The organism is Nostoc sp., assembly GCF_054880495.1.
Genome location: NZ_JBTYKD010000150.1, coordinates 1 through 21,232, shown reverse-complemented (window position 1 = coordinate 21,232; position 21,232 = coordinate 1). Strand labels below are relative to the sequence as shown.

Here is a 21,232-nt window from a genome sequence, read left to right as displayed (position 1 = left end):
TAATCCGCACTTAAATTAGACCAATTTAAAAAATAAATTGGACTCAAAAAAGTATTATGAGATAAGTTATTGATTCTCTATATCTTAGAAATATGCTTTTATTTCTCGATCTAAAAAAGCAAATAAATTTTGCTCATAAAGAATCTTATTGCGAGCTTCTAAGATAGCAGGGAGGCGTTTTTCATATTCACCAGATTCAATAATCTCTTTAATCTTTTCCGAGCAGTTTGGATCGTGAATATCAATTGGAATATAGCACTCTTCAGGTAAATACTTGTTTACATTTGGGCTGCCATAATATAGCGGTAGAGAGAAAGAAAGCAGACAGTCTGCAATTTTTTCAGTCCAGTAAAAAGGAACAATACTGTTTTCGACAACAATCGAGTATTTACAAGGAGAAAGGACTTCCCATTTTGTTGGTGCAATTCCCCGATAATTTGAATATTTATTGAATTGATTGCTTCTTCCCCAAAGCGAAAACTCTAAATTGCTAGAAACTAAGCGTTCAATAAAGTCCAACCGCGCTTTATGCCCTTCTAAAGTTTTGAGACCCGAAGAAATCATACACAGCGTTTCCGTCTTTTGAGGTAAGGAAGCTTTCGCAAGAAAGTCCCAACTACGATCAACATGCATCAAAACGTAGGGTGGGGAAGGCACATATTTAGTTGGGTATCGTTCATATAGATCTGGGCAGTTGGTATAAAAACGTGAAATTTTGTGATGTTCATTCGGTTGATCCAAGCGAAACAGTTCGACATAGTCCGGTGGTTCCATGTGTAAGCCCCACACTTTATCTGGCGTAGGTAAGTCGATCACAGGTAAAGGGTTTCCTGCATAATCGTGCGTACTCGTATTTAAGATTACGTATAGATCTGCCTCTCCTTCTCCCAAAAACAATGTGTTTCCCCACTGACAAGATCCTTTGGGAGTTTGATCGGTGATTCTTTCCCAAAGTGTTGGAAAGTTAGAAATCAAGCGAACTGTGACTTCAATTCCTCGTTTTTCCTTGTCGCTGGCAGACAATCCTAAAACCTTACGCTTTTGAATAGCATGAGCTAACTTTTCTAGCTTGGCTGTGAGCTGAACTTGCATGGCGATGAAAGACTCTTAGAGAATAGTAAAAAGAAAATCTATTGAATAGAGGCAATGCGGCTTTGCATAAATGCGGGATGAATTTGCGGTTGAAACCATTGAAAATTCGTGACAAACTTGGCGAAATCATCCCATGATTTAGCAACGCCAGGCAATGCTACTCAAGCTGAGTTAAATCAGCAGTTTTAGGCAGACAATCGTTTGTGTACTTGGCGTGCCTGCCAACGCTGCATCATTCTGGCACAAACGTCTTTGACGATTGCGCTGGCGTGAAAAGGTTTAGCTGCATCAGTACAGGCTTCTACTGGAAAATTTTGCGGGCAGGCAAGCACTTGCTCGATAGCAGCAGCCAGCGCTTCAGATGTTCGTTCCTTGCAAACTACGCCAGATTGAGGCGTGAGCAAGTTGGGCGTTTCACCGCAATCAGTTGTGACGATGGGTGTACCACTGGAGAGCGCTTCTAATACTACAACTGGTAAGCCTTCATAGACGCTTGACAGTACAAAGACACTGGCAACACGTTGTAGTTTTGCTAATTCGCTTTGTGGTTGTCCTCCTAACATCGTGATGCGATCGCTCAAGTTGAGGCGGGCAATTTCGGCGCGAATCGGGTTTTCCAGATCGCCTTCTCCAGCAATCAGTAAGTGAGCGTTGGCATCGGCAAGTATTGCCATTGCTTGGATTAGTAACAAAGGATCTTTCTGGGCGTGCAGCCTACCCGCAAACAGAATGAATCGAGTCTGCTCTTTAAGACCAAGCGCTCGCGCAAGCGCTCGTTGAGCTTGTACACGCTCGGTTGCAGACAGTGCAAAGAACACATCATCATCAACCGTATTTCGCAGATATTGCACGCGATCGGCATACATCGGATAGCGCTCTTTATAAAAGGCTGCCGAAGCAGTGTTGCAAGAAAAAATTTCGGTAAACTGAGGCACAACTTGACGTTCAATCGCAAAATAAGCAGATGGAAAATACTGCCAAAGGATACTGCCTTTCTGGCCAGAGGGTTGGATCTGTTGTTGAATGTCGGTGTGAATAAACAGGGTTTTGTCTCCTACCCAGTGCCGTGTCGCTAGCGTCGCTTCTAGCCGATGAAAGTGCATAAAGTCCGACACGATGTAACGACGAAACAATGCAGCAGTATAGCGAACCGAGTCTGGAATAAAACTTTTGCCGTTTTCTTTCGGTTGTGTAAATAAAGGCATGAACTGAATATTTCGACCCATCAAATTCATTTTTTGCCAGATTCCGGGTTCAACCCGCTTCTCTACTTGAGTTCCGACTAGCCGCACCTCAAAAGTGTCAGGTGCATACTTGATGAAAGAGCGAATGACAGTCTGGATACCGCCTAAACTCTTGCTCCACGGGTCAAATTGATAAAAAACCGTTACAACAGGTCTACGCATGAGTCTCTGATATGAAGAATTATTATGGTGTATCGTGATAACTAAATATTACTTTTGAAGGATAAAAACATGGTTTTTTCGCCTACCTTAACAAAGCCAGTATCTATAGGCAAATAGAACTGTTTAAAGTAGATTAATGTTTTGATTTATATAAAGCGTTATTTTATCATTTTCATTAACTCTGACTTGATTAAATAGGTTAAAGTTCTCGGGCGCATTAAATCTGACCAGGAATCATATGGTGTGTTTCCATAAGAATTAATTAGTTGGGGATTAATATAAATTTTTCCTCCATTTTTTCTAATTTGTCTATGAAATTCAACATGTTCACAAACTTCATTATTGTCATTTCCGCCGCTATATCTACAACCTAAAATTGAGTTCATCTTATAAAGTGCAAATCCACCAAATGCAGATTCAACTTCGATAGGTGGTGTCTCTTTAGGAATAAACATTTGCCGTGTTTTAATAAATAATTTTTGACAAGGGATATATCCAAATATATCTTTGCTAGCGTTAATTTCAGTCCAGCAATCTCCTGGGCACCATTGTGGATGTCTCAAAGCCCAAATATCATAATACTTTATGAGTTGGTTTGCAGTCATGACATCCCAATTATCATATTTAAAGCAACTGAAAACACTTTTAGGGCTAAGAAGGTTATTAATACCGTCCATATCAAAAACGCCCAGGTAATCAAAGGCTCTTAACTTATGACAACTCTCGATTATTTCTAAAAACTTATTCCTACAATAGGCAATTCTATGTGTTCTTAATGGTAAATCATTCAACAAAGAGCCTAAAGAAACTATCATAATATTTGGATTTTTTCTTTGATAATCCTTTAACATCTCTATAGTTTTATCGTTAGAATCACTCTCAATAATTATAAATTTGCATTGATCGAATAATACTGAGATTTTATCTAAGGTTTTAAATGCTTTGTGTAAACCTTTTTCACCGTTACGAACTGTGCCAGCAATAACAATTTTTCTTGCCATTTTTTTACTGATTAACTACATTAAAGTATTCAATTTATATTCATTTAACTAGTAGTCTCATTGAGTAGTTTACGTTCCCTTAAGCTATTTCTTATAAATATGCTGTGTAGCTTTTAACAAGAGGAGTAAGCAGAGGTGGCAATACTACTTGGTTAAGGAATGAAACAAAATTATTAGATCCACCAAAGCCCCTTAAAAAAGGGGCTTTAGTTCCTTCCTTAGAGGTTGTTTTAACAGTGGTTGGCTGTGACTTTGGGCATTTATTAATCCCCCTTTTCAAGGGGGATTTAGGGGGATCTAAAAGTATCTGCTACATCACTCAGGACTTTTGAAATATCCTCTTAGAAAGGCTAGGGAGCATATAGTCTAAACCGACAAGCACTGACAGAGGTCGTGCAATTTTAACCAACCTCGCCACAGTAACTGGATACTAATAAGAGTTTTATCTCCATGTTGAAGATAGCCTGCAAGACGAGCGATGTGTGTACACCGTAGGACTGCGGTGAGGATGGGGTAAAAGCGTACTGCATCCAAATGAGAAATGCTATAGTCTAGAACTGAGGCACGGGCGGAGGCGTAATACCCGCAAAATCTTTGGGTCCGGTGTAATTGGTAAATATTTGCCAATCAGTGGTAACTGGCTTAAATCTTCCTGAGCTTACTCCACCGTGAGTTACAAATCCATCAAAGGGACTTGTAGTGGTTGCCCAAGAATCAATACCGACACTCGCGATGTACCCCAATTTGTTGCAATCGCTTAAGTCAGTACCCTGATGGGGAATACAACGCATGGCTTGAGAAACGACCACAGCCTTGACATCTGACCAGACGATATTAAACCTATAGGGGAAGCCATGGAAGTTATAGCCAACTGGACCATCCTCTACAAAACGACCAGTGGTACCTCCAGCGCTACCAGCAGCATTGCCAATCCCAGACCGTACAGAGTTATGCCCTTGTGCTTCGCCTCTGTAATCAGCTCCGGTGGACTGATTATTGACAAAGTCTTCGGCAAAGGCAGATCCACTTACAGTCTGTTTGACTGCCCTGACCCATGTATTTTGGCTGATTGAATAATAGTCTACAACAATGTCAGTCAACTCGATTCGAGCATTAGGCATAGATTTACGAGTATTGGGACCAGTACACGCATTGTATATTTGGTCATAACCTGCGCCTGCTAATTGGAGACCCCTTCCTGCAACAAGGATTGGAACATTTTCACTACTGCTAATGCTAAACTTCCATCCGTAGCCATTAGGTACTCCGCAGGGATATCCTGCACTGGGTAAAGAAGGATTGGACTGGAATTTGCCATTTTCCCCCGCAAAATCCCAATTTATAGCTGCATTATATTGGTCTTGAGTGAAACTAAGTTTACCTGAAAGGGAGGTATTTGCTGCATTAACCGTTATCAAGGGCGAGTTTTGAGCGAAACAACTACCGAGCACAACGATTGAGGCAACAAATGCAATTCGGGCGATCGCAGATTGCATTGTCTTATTTATAGATAAGCGCATAATACAGTGGGTGGAGAATTCAATGGAACACAACAGTAACACTGTTATTGTAGGATTAGATGTCCAATAACTTATACCCTTTTGGATTTGGGATTGGGAATCGGGAATCGGCTTCTAGAGGAATCCGATTGTATTTTTGAAAAAAGACCTACTCATTTTCCTCTTTAAAATTGGTATTAAATTTGTTCTTTACTACTTAAAAAGAAAACAAAAGGGAAACCCAACTGTATGGGTTTATGATGACATCGGTATAGATTGCACGTTATGAAAAGACCAGTAAATACCCTGATTGTTGAGCAGTTGATCGTGAGTGCCTGCCTCAACGATTTCACCGTTCTTCATAACGATGATCCAATCTGCATTGCGGATCGTAGACAAGCGGTGGGCAATGACAATGACGGTTCGATTTTGGCGTAAGCGCTCAATGGCTTCTTGCACAAGCCGTTCAGACTGAGAATCTAGTGCGCTGGTTGCTTCATCAAGAATCAGAATTTCTGGGTCTCGCAGAATTGCGCGTGCGATTGAGAGACGTTGACGCTGACCACCCGAAAGCTGTACACCTCGATCGCCTATTAGGGTATCATAACCACGCGGTAATTGCTGAATGAATTCATCCGCATTGGCTAAAGAAGCAGCCTTGAGGATCGCATCATCGCTTACCGTTTCGAGACCATAGGCAATGTTATCGCGAATCGAAGCATTGAAAATGTATGTGTCTTGGCTGACGATTCCGAATTGCCGCCGTAACGACGCAACATCATAATTCCGAATATCTTCGCCATCAATATAAATCGTACCTCTTGTCACGTCATAAAAACGTGGTAAAAGTGCTGCCACCGTTGACTTACCGGCTCCAGATGAGCCAACCAACGCTATAGTCTGACCGCAGGGAATGTCTAAATCAATATCTTTGAGAATCGTTGTGCGATCGTTGTAACCAAAGCTGACTTTGCGAAAGTGAACTCCCTCGCGCAGATGGGAAAAATTGCGTAAGCCTGACTGAGGTTGCTCAGATTGCGTAGAAAACAGTGCGTCACACACAATACTCACCGAAGGCAGATATTGATGAATTGCGCCGCGCGCGGTATTAATCCGTTTTGTGACTGGCACAACCTTGATCAGCGTCAGCATGAATGCCATTAGTTCAGAGGTTGACAGCAACCCTCGCGAAATCAGCAGTACATAGCTAACCATTAAAATCACCATAGCTACTGCCATAGTGGAAAACTCAGTCAACGGCTCGACTAGTCCAACTTTTTTAGCAACTAGTATGCTAGTGTCTGTGACTTCATTGGAGATGCGTTCAAAGCGATCTAACTCGTAGCGTTCTGCTGCGTAAGATTTTACAACGCGGATGCCCGCCAAGGTATCGAGAATGCGAATGTTAAGATCATGTCGCGCATTAACTACTGCTTTACCAAACTTTCTAATTCGATGCAGCAGTTGGTTTAACCCTAAGCCCACACTGCCAATCAGCACGACAATCAGCAGCGTTAGTTGCCACGAAACCAGCACCATAGTTCCGAGATAGGCCATTAAAATAAAACCAGCAGTGATCAATGAAATCAGAAATGACAGCATAATGTTAATGCTAATCACTTCTCCTAGGGTGCTTGACAACGTGCCTAACTTTTGGTTATCAAAGAATGCGATCGGTGCGTTGATATATTTCTCGTAAAGGCGCATTCTAAATAAAGCGATGAGTTTCTCGCGATAAACGCTAGTTAAAACTTCAGCCATGTAGCTAAAGTAGCTTTTTAGGGCAAGCGATACTAGCATTGTCAACACCAAAAGTCCGATCAGCGTTGCTTTAGGCTGTTGACTTACCCAGAGATCAACACCTGGCAAAATCCCCGCAGGCAGGTGAATGCCATTTCCCTCATTGAGCAGCAGCCGCAAAAAGGGAATGGTCAGACCGATGCCTACGCCGTCTAGCAGCGCCGCTAAGATCATTGCTATCATTCCCAGATAAAGACGTTGGCGAGGAACTTTCATGCCCATACGCACCAGGCGTTCCATACTTTGCCAGTGGGAATTCAATGGGAAATTCCACCCGAGTTTTTTGCGGTTTTGGCGGCGACCCAATCGAAGGCTTCTACTTTTCACAATAAATTCTTAAACTGTCTAAATGTTAAACTGACAATAGTTAGTTAGTCGGTGAGCAGTCAAAATCATCCGTGACGATGAACGCTGCACAATTTAATCAGCGATCGCTCAAGTAAAAGGACGCAACCAAGTTTCTACAAAATATCCCCAACGTAGGGATAATTCCATCTTTAGCGGAATACGGATTTGCAAAGCTGACTCAAACGGGTTGATAAGTTTCCAAGAATCAAGCAACGCTAGCAGGAGTCTCCACAAACTACTGATTTGCTGTCGAATTCTCGATTTACCCAACATATGTTCAATCAATGCAACTGAGCGCCCTTGCCAAAAGTTGCGCCGCACTAACCATTCAGGATCAATGCGTTCTTTAGGAATCCAATGCTCGATCGCGGCTTCGGGATGGTAATAGAAACCCCCTCCCTGATTCTGGAGAGTAGCATTGAGTAAATATTCTTCGCCGGAAAGTAGACTCTTACCTCTGCGCCCTAGCTTCTCGTGAAAGCCGCCGATTTTCAAGAGCGCATCACGCTGGTAAGCTACATTTGCGCCCCAAGGAAACTCATTGGGACGGAACCAGCGAGGCTGATCGCCGCCATCAAGGATCGTAAACAGACTTTCCATTGTTGGGCAAACCCAATCCGGTTTAGGTAACTCCCAAAGCGGGCGGATCAATCCACCGACACAAACAGGTTCAGGCTGCACAGTTTGGAATGCGTGCAGCAGAGAAGCCAGCCAACTAGGACAAGGAATGGCATCGTCATCAAGAAAGGCAATGTATAAACTCTTTGCTTCCTGTACAGCAGTGTTCCGTGCTTTTGATAATCCTTGAACCGGCTCAAAGACATAGCGTGACTGGGGCAGAGCCGTCTCAAAGGCTTGACACACGCTGTGGGTGCTATCCGTTGAGGCATTGTCTATTACCAAAATCTCAAATCGGGATGCTTCTAAGGTCTGATGGCATAAGGCTTCTAGGGCGAGTTGCAGCCGATCCGCGCGATTATAAGTGCAAATCGCAACCGAAATACAGGGAACTTTTTCACTAGGCGATACTGCAAGTAGATTGTCGGTTTGAGATTTCATAGGAAAAATGGTTGCAAACTAGGATAAGGCAGCTAGCAATTTCCTGTCTTTATAAGAGAACTTCAGAATTGATCAGTGACATTTTGCGGAAATCGAGGTAAGAAACAGAATTTTTTGGGTAGCGATTGCGTCATCTTAAAAAGAATCACTTATTCTTGCCCCAAAAAGTAGGTACAAAATTTAATCCGATAACCACCTTTTTTGCTAATTTTATGTGTAACTACTGTTGACAATAAAAATTCTGTTTTAAACTGTCACGAATGATTAATCATGAGTCGCCCGTTCCAAATCTTAGATAATCTCGGATAGTACGCCAGTAAGAAAGAGCGATCTCAAGAAAACGGACTCTGAGAATTTGACTAAACGACGTCTACCTTGAGAACCATAGTTTGAAGTTACAGATTTCCTTTACGGGATTGGTCTAAAATGTAATCGCAGGCACGAACTGTCAAAGCCATAATCGTTAACGTTGGATTCTGACAGCCTTGTGAGGGAAAGCAAGAACCATCGGTGATAAATAAATTTGGTACATCCCAGCTTTGATTAAAGCGATTCAGCACAGAGGTCTTTGGGTCATTTCCCATGCGTGCCGTTCCAACTTCATGAAAAGCGGTGCCAGGAGGAGCTAATGTACGGCTTTCTAATTCCACTAAAAACCCAGTCGCCTCTGCCATTTCTTTGAGGGTTTGTAGCTGGTCTTGAGCCATTGCAACTTCATTGTCTGAAAAGGCACAAGAAATATGAGCAACAGGAATTCCCCAAGCATCTTTGTGATCAGGGTCTAGTGTGACATAGTTTTCAAATCGGGGTAGCATTTCGCCAAAAGCAGTCATAGTGAAGGGGACTCGATCAGAGTCTTCAGGAACTTCGCGCGCCGCCGAACCTTGTATTCCGTAACCGCGAATAAAGTTAGGATGTCGATCGCAAATGTTGCGAAACTGGGGAATGTAAAACCCCCCTGTCGGCTGGTTACGTGCAAAGGATTCTGGGTTGGGAATGATGCCTCTGACTAGTATGGAATTAAGATGATCCATCAGATAATGACCCAGCACACCTGAAGAATTGCCTAAGCCGTTTGGATGCTGACGAGTTGTAGAATTGAGCAGTAGACGCGTCGATTCAATCGATGAGGCACATAGAATCACAACTTTGGCATAGATTTCGTAACTCTTGTGAGTGTAACGATCAATGACTGCCACTCCCTTGGCTTTACCTGTATCAGAATCAACTATGATATGGCTGGCAATACTGTTTGAGCGCAGCTTCAGTCGCCCGGTTTTTTGAGCGATTGGGATAGTAGATGGTGGCGGTGCGAAGCGCCCAGGAATAACTCGGCGATCGCTCCATCGACTTTCGACAGCAACCTTGAAAAGTTCTTCGCCATCGCTCAATACTCTATGGGGAAGAACGAGTGAATCAGGAAGGTGGGGAATTCCTTCGACAGTTCCTCGCACACCCACCCAGCGTTCAACGCGAGCATAGTAAGGAGCGAGGTCTTGATGACTGATTGGCCAATTTTCTCCATATCCATCGTGATTACCTGCTTTAAAGTCGTAGTCTGAGAGCCGATAAAGTTGTCGCCCATGAGCTTTAACAATCATGCGTCCACCAACTTGTCGGCTGCGGAGCCAGATAAACGGTTGATTGTCTGGGGTAGTGTAGGGATTTTCGATATCGTCTACAAAATTTTCATAATTCCATTCCCAAGCAAACGTTTTGGATTGAATCGGTTGACGTTGGAGGGAGAGCGCTCGCTGATCAACCTTACCTCGATATTTCAACTTACGTAAAATATCTTGCTTGAAAATCAACCATTCTTTTTGGCGGGGTGTTTCACCTGCATCGAGCAAGCAAACCTGCATTCCTCCTTCAGTAAGTTGTTTCGCAGCCCAACCACCACTGGCTCCTGCACCAACAACGATAGCATCATAAACTTTTTGCTTTCCCATAGCTATAACAACGCAATTGAGCGTGAAGTCCTAATAGTTAACTAAGTTTTTCAAACTGTTTTTTAGAAAGATAATCTCGAATCTGTTGAATCAATGTATTGACGTTGTGATTGCTCTGATGCTCTAGCCCCCAATGAATCAGATTGTTAATCATGAAACAAAGTTTATCTTTGGAAAAACAAAACTGAGGATAGGTCAAAAGCGCGCGCCAGAAAAAGTAACGCGCTTGACGATAGTTATTGCTTTTTTGAGCTAGGGAAGCCATGTAAAGATATCCCCGACCATAGGCTCGGCGTTTTTTCCACTGGAATTGTAGTGGCACAGATTCAAACAGATCTTCGATCGCTTTAATTATGTTTGAAACCATTAACTCCAGATTGCGGCTGGTACTGTGAGGATGCTGTCTATAGTGAACTAAGGGTTCGCAAATTATCTTAAATGGATAGTGAGCCGCAATCCGCGTCCACATATGCCAGTCTTCAGGTCCTTTAATGGTTTGATTAAAGTATCCAACAGTTTCAAAGCATTCACGGCGAACCATCGGAGAACTACCACACATTACCAAATTCAATTCCAGCATTTGTAGCCAAACATTACCTTCGTCATAATAAATTTCGGGTTTGGAGAGAATGTTATCTTGCTCATCAACTACAAATACCCAAGTATCAACTAATCCGAGTTCAGGATTATTAATAAAAGCAGATACTTGTTTTTCGAGTTTAGTGGGTTCCCATAAATCATCGGCATCTAGAAAGGCGATGTACTCGCTCTGACTCAATCGAATTCCATTATTGCGTGCTGCTGACTGTCCTTGATTAGCTTGAGATATGAGCTTAACATTTGGATGTGTAATTTCAGCAACCCAAGTTGCAATATGGTCTGAACTTCCATCATCAATAATTAGAACTTCAAAATCTTGAAAAGTTTGATTGAAGAGAGTATCTAACGCCTGGGGCAGAAAACTCATCGCATTGTAAGCAGGAATAATAACTGAAACTTTGGGCGTAGGTTCCATTCTAATGAAGGCGATTTTGCGATCGCGATCGGAGTAATGCAAAAAGGTGAGATCAAATCAAAACTGGTATTTTGTCGATGATTGAATCCTAAAAATTTAGCGATCGCTAAATTTTCACGTGTTGATAAACGGGTAGAGCCACAGTGGAATCATCTGGATCGACCTGCATTTTTTGAATTTGCTTCGCCGCCAGGTGTTGAGCTTGTTTGGTTGCTTTCAAAAACCTGCGATCGCGTGGACTCATCAGCCAAGACGAGAAAAAATAGCGGACTTTTGTGCGCCAAGAAAGTTGAGCTTGCGGTCTATTTCTTAAAAAATTCATGATTGCTCTAGAATAAACGATTCCTTTAACCAACTTGAGCAAATAGCCCTCGCTCAGACGCTCGATCGGCATGATGTGGACGAGTTTTAAGCGTGAAAAGCGACCTAATCCTAGCTCCACATCTAGGGCGGCTAAAGCAATATCAAAATCTTCGCAGCGCAGCAATAATTCACCGCGTTGCCCTAAACTCAAGCGACGCGGATCTGACTGTACTAAATCAATGTACTTTTGCGCCACTGGTTTACGAATGCACATACCCGCCCCTACAGGCATGGTTTCGGCTAAATCTAGGTTTGACCAAACATCTTTGTCGCACAGTGCGATCGCCAACAAGGGCCACATCGGACGAGTCCATTCTTGTGGTATTCCACCTTGAAAATCGGCAGTTGATTGTCCGCCCCAAACACCTAAATGCGGATGATTGTCGGAAATGTTGAGTGCATGGTACAAATAATCTGGGTTTAAAATATTGTCATCATCCACAAAGATGGAAATAGCTCCTTGACTTTCCTTTAAACCCCGGAAGCGAGCAAATACAGTTCCTAGTTGGGGTTCAAGAACGTGTCTAGCATGAGGATGCCAACTCAGGTCGATGGAATCTGCCAAGGGCTGCTGGCTGGCGTTATCAACCAACAGTAGCTCCCATTGTGTTCGAGGCAGTGTCTGGGATTTCAGGGCTTCTAGAACCCGATCGAGATAGGTAGGCTGGGGATTGTGACTGCAAATCACGACACTGATAAGAATATTCATAAGATACGAATGGCGCTAATTTTTAAACTGTCAAATTTTCGGAATCTCGTATATCTGCTGGATGCGGCTCTTTTAGAAAGAGGAATAGTCAGTTTACTATTTCCAACAACGTCGAATCCCTTCAAAGTCATCAAGAATAGAAAAAATTTCCTTCACATAATCTTTTGTAGTCCATTTGCAGGCTCTTTTGAAACCACGTTCGATAAGAGTTTGACGCATCACAGTATCTTCCCAAAGAGATTTTATAGCCTTTGCAATTTCTTCTGGCTGTTTTGGATTAACCAATAAAGCTGCATCTCCTAGTTGTTCTTTTGCACCTGAGACATTTGATGCAATAACAGGACATCCTAATGCCATAGCTTCAAGTGGTGGTAAGTTATCAGGGCCAAAGAATGTTATGAAAGTAAGAGCAAAAGCATTACGATACAGAGGTGCTATATCCTCTTGAGGGACAAAACCCAGAAAATATACTTGATTTGACAAGTCAAGCTTCTTCACCATTTCTCTTACATAGGACTCATTTCCTTGGTCGGAACCAACTAAGACTAATGGAAACTGTAAAGCGTATTTTTCTTTTAAAAATTTAATCCCTAATAGTAAGCCAATATGATTTTTATGGGACCAGAATTGAGCAGGGTAAAATAAATATTTGCTGGGAAGATTGTATTTTTCCAATATATCGCTATTGCTAAAGTTGGAACTTATTGTTAATTGGGGTGTAGGTAAAGGAATAACTTTAATTTTTTCAGAAGAAACCTGATAAAACTTTTCAATTTCTCCTTTACCGATTTCTGTTCCAGTTATCACAAATGCAGCACGTTGTAACATCTTTGAATAATACTGTTCTCGCCATTCCCATTCTCCTCCTACGCTGATTTCTGGAAAATATGCCTGTAATCTATGTTGTAAATCCCAGACTATAGTTATATATGGAAAATCTAATGTTAAGTTCTCTCGTGACAGAGATAAAGTTAGATCAATTTCATTCTTTAACAAAGAATTTAATACAAATTTATCATAATATCCTTCGATTTTAAATTCACTTCTTAGATAACGTAACTTGTGTATGATAGAATTTTTTGTTCGGGAGATTATAGATTTTAATTTTTCCTTGAGTGGACGATGAAGAGATACAACTGCAATAGAGGAAGATAAGATATTTTCAGGTAATTTTTGCTTAAATGTGTATAAAACAAAGGTGTGTTTACTTTCTGGTGCTAATTTTAATAAATTTTCTAGTACTTGGCTTTCAAAAGTATAACCTCCTCCAGTTTCTCGAATTTGATTACTCACTAACACTGCTATTTTCATTTAAGCCCTGACTAAAAAATAAACTCCCCAGGTATCAAATCCGGCTATTTTGTTAGTAAGCCACTCTTTGTAATCAAGAAGTTGCATCTGACATTCATTCAATAAAAATTCTATTTCTGATTTAAAAAGATAACGCATTGTGTGTGTTTCTCTCAATTCGTCTACAACACCACTACTTTTATCTTTTATAAAGACATGATAGTTTACGTCCACCGAATTCTCATTTGGGTACATTACTGGTTCTGCAATTCGAGTCACTTGAATTAATTCATTTTCCAGCCGTTTCACCCTGACTGTTGGGCGAAAGCTTAACACAGCAGATCCATACCAGACATCGAAGATAAATATACCTCCTGGCTTGAGGTGGGTTTTAGCTGTTGCAAATGCAGCTAATAAGTCTTCATTAGTAGTTTGGTAGCTGATGACATGAAATAGGGATAAGATAACATCAAATTTTTCATTTAGCCGAACCTGACGAATATCGCCGTAGGTAAATTGCAGTCTTGCAGCTAATTTCTGTGGAAGTTGAGACCTATGCTCATGGGCAAGATTTAGCATTTCTTGGCTAATATCTACACCATGAATGTGATAGCCTTCTTTTGCTAGGAGAATAGCGTGATGACCCGTTCCACAACCTAGTTCTAGAATTTTTGCTGTATCCGGTGCATTGCTCTGAATTAGGCGATGAATAAATTGAGCTTCTCCAACGTAATCTTTATCCTGGTAGAGTAGGTTATAGTAGCGGGCATAATTACCAAAAACACTCATTGTAAAACCTCCCGCACAGTAGTAGCAACTTGTTGTATTTGCTCCTGTGTTAACGTTAGCCCACTAGGAATATAAAAACCCCTACGTGCTAATCTTTCTGCCACTGGGCAGGACACACCCTCAAATAATCCCATTTTGTGAAACACTGGTTGCTCATGCATACACCAAAAAAACGAACGAGTCCCAATCTTGTATTCAGCAAGTCTTTTCATGAGTACTTCAGCATCAAAGGGAACTTCATCATTTAGTACAATACCGTAAACCCAATAAATATTTTCCGCATATTCAGTTTTGGCAAGTGGTAACTGAATAGTTGGTATATCTCTCAGTAACTCCGTATACAGCTGACCCATGTTACGTTTGCAGGTAACAAATTCATCCAAGCGTTCTAACTGAGCCACGCCTAAAGCTGCTTGCAAGTTACTCATCCGCATATTCCAACCTAACTCTTCATGTACAAACCGTTTTTGTGGCTGGAAGCAGAGGTTACGCAGTGATTGGCAACGTTCAGCTAAGTGAGCATCATTTGTGACAATGATTCCCCCTTCACCAGTTGTAATGTGTTTGTTAGGATAGAAACTAAAAGTACTGATATTACCAAAGCTACCGCAAGAGCGACCTTTGTATGTCTGCCCATGCATCTCGGCGGCGTCTTCAATTATATATAGTCCATATTTATCAGCCAAATCTTGGATTGGGTCTACATCTACTGGCAAGCCGTATATGTGAACAATCATGATGGCTTTTGTGCGGGAAGTAATTTTCGCCTCCATCTGGCTGACATCCATATTCCACGTAACTGGGTCTGAATCTACTATTACAGGTACAGCGCCAGCCCTTACAATAGCAGCAGCACAGGAAATAATTGTGAATGTAGGGAGAATAACTTCATCACCTTGAGAAATACCCAACGCGGCAACAGCAGCATCAAGGGCAACAGAACCATTGCTGACGGCGATACCATATTTGCGACCTACACGAGCAGCAAATTCTTGCTCCAATTGTTTTACGAAAGGACCTTCAGATGAAATCCAGCCAGTTTCAATGCACTGGAGCAGATATTTTTTTTCGTTGCCATTTAATAGAGGCTGGTTCACAGGTATCGAGTTCATTTATTGCTGCACCAATCCCACAATTTTTGCTTGCTCGGTGGTAATACCAAAAAATTGGATTTTGTCTTCTTGTTTTCCCACGTAAGGACCTTGTTTTACCTCAATCATTTCAATTTCTTCTAATACCTCAAAGCCATGACCACCAGTTACTAAGAGGATTACATCACCCGCTTCTAAGATGTGGCTTTCTAAATATTCCTGTTGGTCATTGTAGAAATCTACCCGCAGTTTGCCTTTTTTAAGAAGTAGGACTTCTTGAGTGTGGGCAATTTCACGGTGAACAGGTTTGTGAACATGGGGTTGAATAAATTTCCCACTAGGATGGCGTATGTAAGCAAGTTGCTGCGATAAGTCATTGGTGGTAAAAAAGTGGATTCCTGGTTTATTGAAACGGTGAGATACGACAAGCCCTAGCAACTGATTTTGATATACGATTTGTTCAATCATATTGTTCCATAAATTATTCTATCTGCTGGCAATATCAACATGATTAACTAGCGAAGTAAGCGCGGAGGTTGTCGTCCTTGATAAGCAAGCTTTGCTGTCCAAGTGCCTACAAAGTGATGCCACAACACAGCCAGCCTTAGCAAATCTTGGGGTAATTCCCATCTGGGCGATCGCTTAATGGGAGCAGCTATCACACGAGCAAGTGTCGTCCACGGATAAACGACTAAACCAAGCAAAAACTTGATGAAGTACTTCAGTGGTTGGGGAACTGGAGCCATTTGGGGATGATTTGCGGCCAGAAAGAACCAGCCGTATGCATCTCGTTCTAAAACGTAAGTAAAATCTTTCAGTTGTGTGCGGTAGGAGTGCTCCACCACTGCCTGACCTTCTTCGCAAATTTTTAGCGTATAGTCTCCTGATTGCACTACCCGCCAACTCATCTCAACATCTGGTCCAGAAAAATTTTCTTGATCAAAGAGTCCGAGTTCATCGAAAACCGCTTTGCGGTACATAACATTAGCCGTCACAACATAGGGCTGAATCCGAGCGGTTCCTCGGCTATGATTTGGGCTTTTGAAAACGCATCCTTCAAAGTAATTGACGTAGTTGGTAATCGTGCGTGGTACTAAACTACCCCCGACAGCACCAACCTGGGGCTTATCAAATGCTTGCCAAAGTTCTAGTAACCAATTAGGACTGACAATGCAATCGGCATCGGTAAGGGCGATAAACTCTCCTTTAGCTTGGCGGATAGCTGTGTTGCGGGCTGCATAGGGACCAGGTACTGGCTCTTGCAGCACTGTAATTGGATAAGTGTGTAGAATACTCAAACTTTGATCGCTTGAATTGTTATCAACGCCCAAAATCTCTAAGCGATCGGGCGGCCAGTTGAGCGCCATCAGCGAATCCAGCAGGTTAGTAAGTTCTTGTTCCTCGTTATAAATCGGGACAACAACAGAAATTAAAGGTAGGTCAGTATTCATAGCGCTTTGGCAGAAATCAGAGGATTGCGGGGACGATGTAACCATTTGCGCGTCAGACGTTCAACAATAAATTGCGGAATTGCTCGGTAGCCTTGTTTGAGCGATTCCCAAGCCAGTTGCTTTTTACCTGAGCGGAAGTAAGCCCAAGCCACATCTACTTGGCGACGAGCGATCGCTAGATTGATTGCCGCCTTAGCACTAGGATTGTCACTTTGAACGCCTTGTTTCATGACCAAGAGTTCATCGAGGGCAATCTGGAGATAATCGACGGTGAGACTACTCGGACGCTTGCGGTAAATGGTGAGAGCATCAGCAATAAAACTGACTTCCCATCCATCTTGAGCAATTTCTAACCAGAGTTGATAATCTTCACCTGTGCGAAACCGAGCATCAAAACCCCGTCTACCTTTAAGACAATCGGCACGAATTACAACTGTGCTGCTGGTTCCTGTCCAGTTACGGATGAGAAAATCTTGCCATTGCAGGGTAGATTTAGTAGGTGGTGCAAACCAAGGCGTCAAGCGATCGCCTTCTGGACGATCATAGAAAACTTCAAACCAGTTGAAACTCAAGCCAATTTTGCCAGAAGTCCGCATTCGCTCAAAATGAGCTTCAAGTTTGCGAGGATGCCATAAATCATCTGCATCTAAAAAGGCAATCAACTCTCCTTTTGCTAGTTGTAAGCCTGTATTGCGAGCCGCAGCCGGTCCAGCATTGGTTTGATAGACATAACGCAGCGACTGATGATGGCAGAACTTGTGGACTCGATCAACCGTATCGTCGGTTGAACCATCATCAACAACAATTACTTCAAAATCACCATAGCTTTGAGCAAAAACTGAAGCCAAAGACTGCTCAATATAAGCGCTGGCATTGTAAACCGGGATGATAATACTGAAATTAGGCATGACTACAAAGACAAAGGCTGATAGGCTGGCTTTTGTAAAGGGCGAATCAAACGAGCAGGCACTCCACCTACCAAGGTGTAGGGCGCGACATTGCAAGTTACCACTGCACCTGCTGCAACTACGGCTCCGCGTCCAATTGTGACACCTTTAAGCACGATCGCTCTTGTCGCAATCCACACATCGTCTTCAATCCGAATCGGTTCTGCCGGGGAAGGACTATGCCGATCTTCTAATCCATGAAAGTCGCTGTCTAGAATCGATACGCCATTGGCAATTTGGACGCGATCGCCAATTATGACCTCAACTTTGGCTGAAATCGTGGTGCCAGTGTTGATAAAAACGTGATTGCCAATTTGCAACACACCATCAGCACCAACCTCCAGTTGACTACCACTCAAATGTGACCAGATACTGAAGTCATCACCAATGATTAGCTGTCCAGCATTTTGGATTAGGGGAATCCCCCAAGATTTTGGCGCAGTACCAACTGAACTACAACCTCGTAATGCCCATCGAGTTACAAGCGTATTTTTTTGCTGACGAAGCCAAGTAAACATAGAATCTTGTTGTTGCCTCAACCTGCTAGAAAATCAAAGCGAAAAAAGTCGCGGGTGCCAAATCTTTCTTTGAAAATGGCAATTCGCTGAACAAGGGGAATTTGGAAAATCCCATCATTGTTGTAATAGTTCAACTGATGGCTAGGAACGATATAACGCTGCCAGTTTAGATCCATATCAAGCGATTGATAGTGGATGAAATTATGAGGGTTAACATCCCTGGCAGATCGGCGTGTCTTCAACCGCAATTGTATTTGCTCCGGATCGCGATATTGATAGTGGCAATTAGGAATTTTATAAGAACACTTTTTAAGTTTTTTCTGTCCTTTCGGAGCCATATAGCCGTGGGGATTGCCTGCATCGCTCTGTTCAGGCCACGTTAAATCGGCGTCGATCTGAAACAAGCGTTGCTCAATATTGGTAAAGCGGTAGTATCGACATCGCTCGGTAATTGGTGTTTCCCGCGACTCTAATCCTTTTTGATATCTTTGCCAATCTACGTCAGTAAAGTGGAAGTTGTATTGAATCGTATTAATTTGCTGGGCACCTTCTTGTTCTGCAATGCGAATTGCTTGACGTGGATCTTTTGCCAGAAACTCATCAGCATCAAGAATATATAACCAGTCGCCGATTGTAAAGTTATCGCGCACTGCATTAAAAACTTGAGCGCGTAGACCATCAGAAAACGGGACACTTTCTTGTCGGAATGGAACAACTACGTTATTAGCAGCTTTTTGAACTTGCTGCCAGGTATCATCTATACTTCCCGTATCAAAAACGTAGATTTTATGGCAGAATTTGCTAGCAAACTGCAAAGTCTCAGCGATCACGTCGCCTTCGTTTTTAGCTAAACAGATAGCATGTATGCGTGTCATAATAAATGTTCTGTAACAGCCGTTCGATTATGTTCTAAAAGTAACGATGGAAATTAGCGAAAAAGCCTTCGGGGGAAAGCCACTCTAACCAGAGTTTCCGACATTCAATTTGAAGGTCTTGAAATTGTTGCGGTGTTAATCGAGCGTGAAACTCGCGGATGCGATCGCCTAGATAGGGCAAATCTGCTTCTTCAACCCATATGCAATAACGCTTCCAATCAATATACTGCTCAAATGGTAGTTCGCAGTCAGTATTGATGAACACCGGAATTCGACCACAACTAAGGGTCTCGTAGAAACGATAGGAAAAATTGCCGCCGCCTCTAGTACAGAGAATATAGTCACTGTTGAGCATGTTATCGACGAATTGCTCACGTTGAGGCAGAGTCAGTTTTTCGGTGTGATGAAGCACATTGTGAATTCTAAAGTTGCATTGCAAGCCTCGACTCTTAGAAAGAATGAACAATGCTTGCGATCTAATCCGCGAACCATATAGCCAGGGTAAGTCGTGTTTTACAAGTTCAATTCCAAATTTTGATACAATGTCAGCTGCTTTAGGAGTTGCGCCAAGTTGCAAACGTAGCTGATTTGTGAGCTGATTCCTCGGCTGCACAAGCGAGCCATAACCGCAATAGCCCACAATTGGCTGACTAGACTTGCTCCGCAATGGTATTTTTCCCTGACAGTAGTTTTCTACAAAATCTTCACTCCAAGCGGGAATGACGGACTCGTTGTGCAGACGAGTTGAACGATTGATAGATGTGCGAAAGACTAAAGCATTATCGAGTTCAACAGATGTGGTCGCATCATCCAAGTAAAAAACAACGAGCGGAATACCTCGGCTCATTGTTTCTTGAGACATTTGTTGAACAATCTTTAGAGACTCAGGATGAGTGGTAAATTTTGACCAATCAAAAGGCAGCAGTGCTATTTGAGCATTTTCTAGCTGAGTCAGCTTGAATAAATGAGAAGCAACATCAATGTAGGTGTTGTAGCGATGGCTCATGGGATTCAATGAGACTTCATCGCTTTTGCCCCAAAAGGGATACAACATAGCAATATGTTGTATCCCCTCAGGCAAATAACATCGAGGCGAGTAAATGTGCAATTGCTTTGCAACTACTCCTTCTCGTTTTTTATATGTATTTGTCATGTCCAAATTTGTTTAAAGTTTTTCAATTTCCTAGTGCCGGAAACACCAAAATACTTGTTTAGATAAGTTTAAATAACCAATGATTTTTGTTACACGAATTCTGTTATTCGACCTCCTTTTTTCAGCAAAAATGCAAAAATTGAAGGTTACGTTGGAGAAACTGAGATCAAAATGACCATCAAAGCTCACTCCTAAGCATCAAGATATGCTTAATTTCTCATAAATTTTTCAACAATGAGGCTTTGTGAATCCAATTTCAACAAAGCTTGGTTTTCTCTCTCACCTTGCTAGTTCCTAATATCTCTGCTAAATTAACTTTTTTCTTTTACTATTTGTGCAATCCAATTGAAATGATCTGCTATTTTTCAAATATTCAGCCATCTACGTTTAATCTGATTATTTCTGCGACACATCAACAGATATAACCTTTGATTAAGGTTTTTTCTTACTTACGAGTGCGAAACAACCTTAAACGAGGATCTATATTGTACGCAGCTTGCGTAATTAGAATCTAAGTATTCCTCAGTAGATATAATCTATACTGTTTATCTAGCTTTACATAATTTCGTGTTTACCCCGATTTAACTTATGAGCCTTTCTTTCCCATAATGTAACATCTCTGGTTAGGGGATACATGTATTTTACAGTATCTTTACTTAAGTTGTTAAAGATATTTATATTCCATTGGTAATCTTTGTGACTTACTTAGGAATGAGGATTAAATAAAGTGCAAAACTGGTGACAGAAGTCTGAGATATGTAAGTAATGAGAAGCAAGAAAGAGATAATAAACTCATCAAGACCAGGTGCATCCATGACTCCCGAAGAAGAACAACAAGTAAGAGAATATTCTCGTGCAATAGCAAAAATACTGCACA

At 42.0% G+C, this 21,232-nt stretch carries 18 protein-coding genes; all 18 read right to left on the bottom strand.

What is annotated here, in order from left to right; all coding sequences use genetic code 11:
* Positions 1-84: 84 nt before the first annotated feature.
* A complete protein-coding gene (locus ACYTXL_RS15490) occupies positions 85-1,092 on the bottom strand; it encodes a glycosyltransferase family 10 domain-containing protein (protein WP_461925509.1) in 1,008 nt (335 codons plus the stop codon).
* 185 nt (positions 1,093-1,277) lie between these two features.
* Positions 1,278-2,498 carry a glycosyltransferase gene (locus ACYTXL_RS15485; protein WP_461925508.1) on the bottom strand — a complete coding sequence of 407 codons (1,221 nt, stop codon included), beginning with the start codon at positions 2,496-2,498 and terminating at the stop codon, positions 1,278-1,280.
* 158 nt (positions 2,499-2,656) lie between these two features.
* The gene (locus ACYTXL_RS15480; RefSeq protein ID WP_461925507.1) at positions 2,657-3,499 is read right to left on the bottom strand and encodes a glycosyltransferase family 2 protein; all 843 of its coding nucleotides are present in this window, start codon (positions 3,497-3,499) and stop codon (positions 2,657-2,659) included.
* Positions 3,500-4,050: 551 nt separating this feature from the next.
* Positions 4,051-5,019, bottom strand: coding sequence for a hypothetical protein (locus ACYTXL_RS15475; protein WP_461925506.1), 969 nt, complete (start codon positions 5,017-5,019; stop codon positions 4,051-4,053).
* A 234-nt stretch (positions 5,020-5,253) separates the two neighbouring features.
* Positions 5,254-7,125 carry an ABC transporter ATP-binding protein gene (locus ACYTXL_RS15470; protein WP_461925505.1) on the bottom strand — a complete coding sequence of 624 codons (1,872 nt, stop codon included), beginning with the start codon at positions 7,123-7,125 and terminating at the stop codon, positions 5,254-5,256.
* Between the two features lie 108 nt (positions 7,126-7,233).
* Positions 7,234-8,205 carry a glycosyltransferase gene (locus ACYTXL_RS15465; protein WP_461925504.1) on the bottom strand — a complete coding sequence of 324 codons (972 nt, stop codon included), beginning with the start codon at positions 8,203-8,205 and terminating at the stop codon, positions 7,234-7,236.
* Between the two features lie 395 nt (positions 8,206-8,600).
* Positions 8,601-10,154, bottom strand: a complete 1,554-nt coding sequence (locus ACYTXL_RS15460; RefSeq protein WP_461925503.1) for a GMC oxidoreductase — start codon at positions 10,152-10,154, stop codon at positions 8,601-8,603.
* A 37-nt stretch (positions 10,155-10,191) separates the two neighbouring features.
* Positions 10,192-11,211, bottom strand: coding sequence for a glycosyltransferase family 2 protein (locus ACYTXL_RS15455; protein ID WP_461925502.1), 1,020 nt, complete (start codon positions 11,209-11,211; stop codon positions 10,192-10,194).
* A 64-nt stretch (positions 11,212-11,275) separates the two neighbouring features.
* Positions 11,276-12,241 (bottom strand): glycosyltransferase, encoded by a 966-nt coding sequence (locus ACYTXL_RS15450; protein ID WP_461925501.1) that lies wholly within the window; start codon positions 12,239-12,241, stop codon positions 11,276-11,278.
* Positions 12,242-12,337: 96 nt separating this feature from the next.
* Positions 12,338-13,552 (bottom strand): glycosyltransferase family 4 protein, encoded by a 1,215-nt coding sequence (locus ACYTXL_RS15445; protein ID WP_461925500.1) that lies wholly within the window; start codon positions 13,550-13,552, stop codon positions 12,338-12,340.
* On the bottom strand, positions 13,553-14,320 hold the full coding sequence (locus tag ACYTXL_RS15440) for a class I SAM-dependent DNA methyltransferase (RefSeq protein WP_461925499.1): 768 nt from the start codon (positions 14,318-14,320) through the stop codon (positions 13,553-13,555). It lies immediately after the preceding gene.
* Positions 14,317-15,432, bottom strand: coding sequence for a DegT/DnrJ/EryC1/StrS family aminotransferase (locus ACYTXL_RS15435; protein WP_461925498.1), 1,116 nt, complete (start codon positions 15,430-15,432; stop codon positions 14,317-14,319). Before ACYTXL_RS15435 ends, ACYTXL_RS15440 begins: the two co-directional genes overlap by 4 nt.
* Complete coding sequence (locus ACYTXL_RS15430; RefSeq protein WP_461925497.1) at positions 15,433-15,879, bottom strand: cupin domain-containing protein; 447 nt, start codon at positions 15,877-15,879, stop codon at positions 15,433-15,435. It lies immediately after the preceding gene.
* 47 nt (positions 15,880-15,926) lie between these two features.
* Positions 15,927-16,862, bottom strand: coding sequence for a glycosyltransferase family 2 protein (locus ACYTXL_RS15425; protein ID WP_461925496.1), 936 nt, complete (start codon positions 16,860-16,862; stop codon positions 15,927-15,929).
* Complete coding sequence (locus ACYTXL_RS15420) at positions 16,859-17,770, bottom strand: glycosyltransferase family 2 protein (RefSeq protein WP_461925495.1); 912 nt, start codon at positions 17,768-17,770, stop codon at positions 16,859-16,861. Before ACYTXL_RS15420 ends, ACYTXL_RS15425 begins: the two co-directional genes overlap by 4 nt.
* A 2-nt stretch (positions 17,771-17,772) precedes the next feature.
* A complete protein-coding gene (locus ACYTXL_RS15415; RefSeq protein ID WP_461925494.1) occupies positions 17,773-18,327 on the bottom strand; it encodes an acyltransferase in 555 nt (184 codons plus the stop codon).
* A gap of 17 nt (positions 18,328-18,344) precedes the next feature.
* Positions 18,345-19,202 carry a glycosyltransferase family 2 protein gene (locus tag ACYTXL_RS15410; RefSeq protein WP_461925493.1) on the bottom strand — a complete coding sequence of 286 codons (858 nt, stop codon included), beginning with the start codon at positions 19,200-19,202 and terminating at the stop codon, positions 18,345-18,347.
* Between the two features lie 34 nt (positions 19,203-19,236).
* Entirely contained in the window at positions 19,237-20,355 is a 1,119-nt protein-coding gene (locus ACYTXL_RS15405; protein ID WP_461925492.1) for an exostosin domain-containing protein, read from the bottom strand.
* Between the last annotated feature and the right edge of the window lie 877 nt (positions 20,356-21,232).

Bases quoted from the DNA above. Each gene is read 5' to 3' on its own strand.
- ACYTXL_RS15490 (WP_461925509.1), bottom strand. From the start codon at position 1,092: ATGCAAGTTCAGCTCACAGCCAAGCTAGAAAAGTTAGCTCATGCTATT.
- ACYTXL_RS15485 (WP_461925508.1), bottom strand. From the start codon at position 2,498: ATGCGTAGACCTGTTGTAACGGTTTTTTATCAATTTGACCCGTGGAGC.
- ACYTXL_RS15480 (WP_461925507.1), bottom strand. From the start codon at position 3,499: ATGGCAAGAAAAATTGTTATTGCTGGCACAGTTCGTAACGGTGAAAAA.
- ACYTXL_RS15475 (WP_461925506.1), bottom strand. From the start codon at position 5,019: ATGCGCTTATCTATAAATAAGACAATGCAATCTGCGATCGCCCGAATT.
- ACYTXL_RS15465 (WP_461925504.1), bottom strand. From the start codon at position 8,205: ATGAAATCTCAAACCGACAATCTACTTGCAGTATCGCCTAGTGAAAAA.
- ACYTXL_RS15460 (WP_461925503.1), bottom strand. From the start codon at position 10,154: ATGGGAAAGCAAAAAGTTTATGATGCTATCGTTGTTGGTGCAGGAGCC.
- ACYTXL_RS15450 (WP_461925501.1), bottom strand. From the start codon at position 12,241: ATGAATATTCTTATCAGTGTCGTGATTTGCAGTCACAATCCCCAGCCT.
- ACYTXL_RS15445 (WP_461925500.1), bottom strand. From the start codon at position 13,552: ATGAAAATAGCAGTGTTAGTGAGTAATCAAATTCGAGAAACTGGAGGA.
- ACYTXL_RS15440 (WP_461925499.1), bottom strand. From the start codon at position 14,320: ATGAGTGTTTTTGGTAATTATGCCCGCTACTATAACCTACTCTACCAG.
- ACYTXL_RS15435 (WP_461925498.1), bottom strand. From the start codon at position 15,432: ATGAACTCGATACCTGTGAACCAGCCTCTATTAAATGGCAACGAAAAA.
- ACYTXL_RS15430 (WP_461925497.1), bottom strand. From the start codon at position 15,879: ATGATTGAACAAATCGTATATCAAAATCAGTTGCTAGGGCTTGTCGTA.
- ACYTXL_RS15425 (WP_461925496.1), bottom strand. From the start codon at position 16,862: ATGAATACTGACCTACCTTTAATTTCTGTTGTTGTCCCGATTTATAAC.
- ACYTXL_RS15420 (WP_461925495.1), bottom strand. From the start codon at position 17,770: ATGCCTAATTTCAGTATTATCATCCCGGTTTACAATGCCAGCGCTTAT.
- ACYTXL_RS15415 (WP_461925494.1), bottom strand. From the start codon at position 18,327: ATGTTTACTTGGCTTCGTCAGCAAAAAAATACGCTTGTAACTCGATGG.
- ACYTXL_RS15410 (WP_461925493.1), bottom strand. From the start codon at position 19,202: ATGACACGCATACATGCTATCTGTTTAGCTAAAAACGAAGGCGACGTG.
- ACYTXL_RS15405 (WP_461925492.1), bottom strand. From the start codon at position 20,355: ATGACAAATACATATAAAAAACGAGAAGGAGTAGTTGCAAAGCAATTG.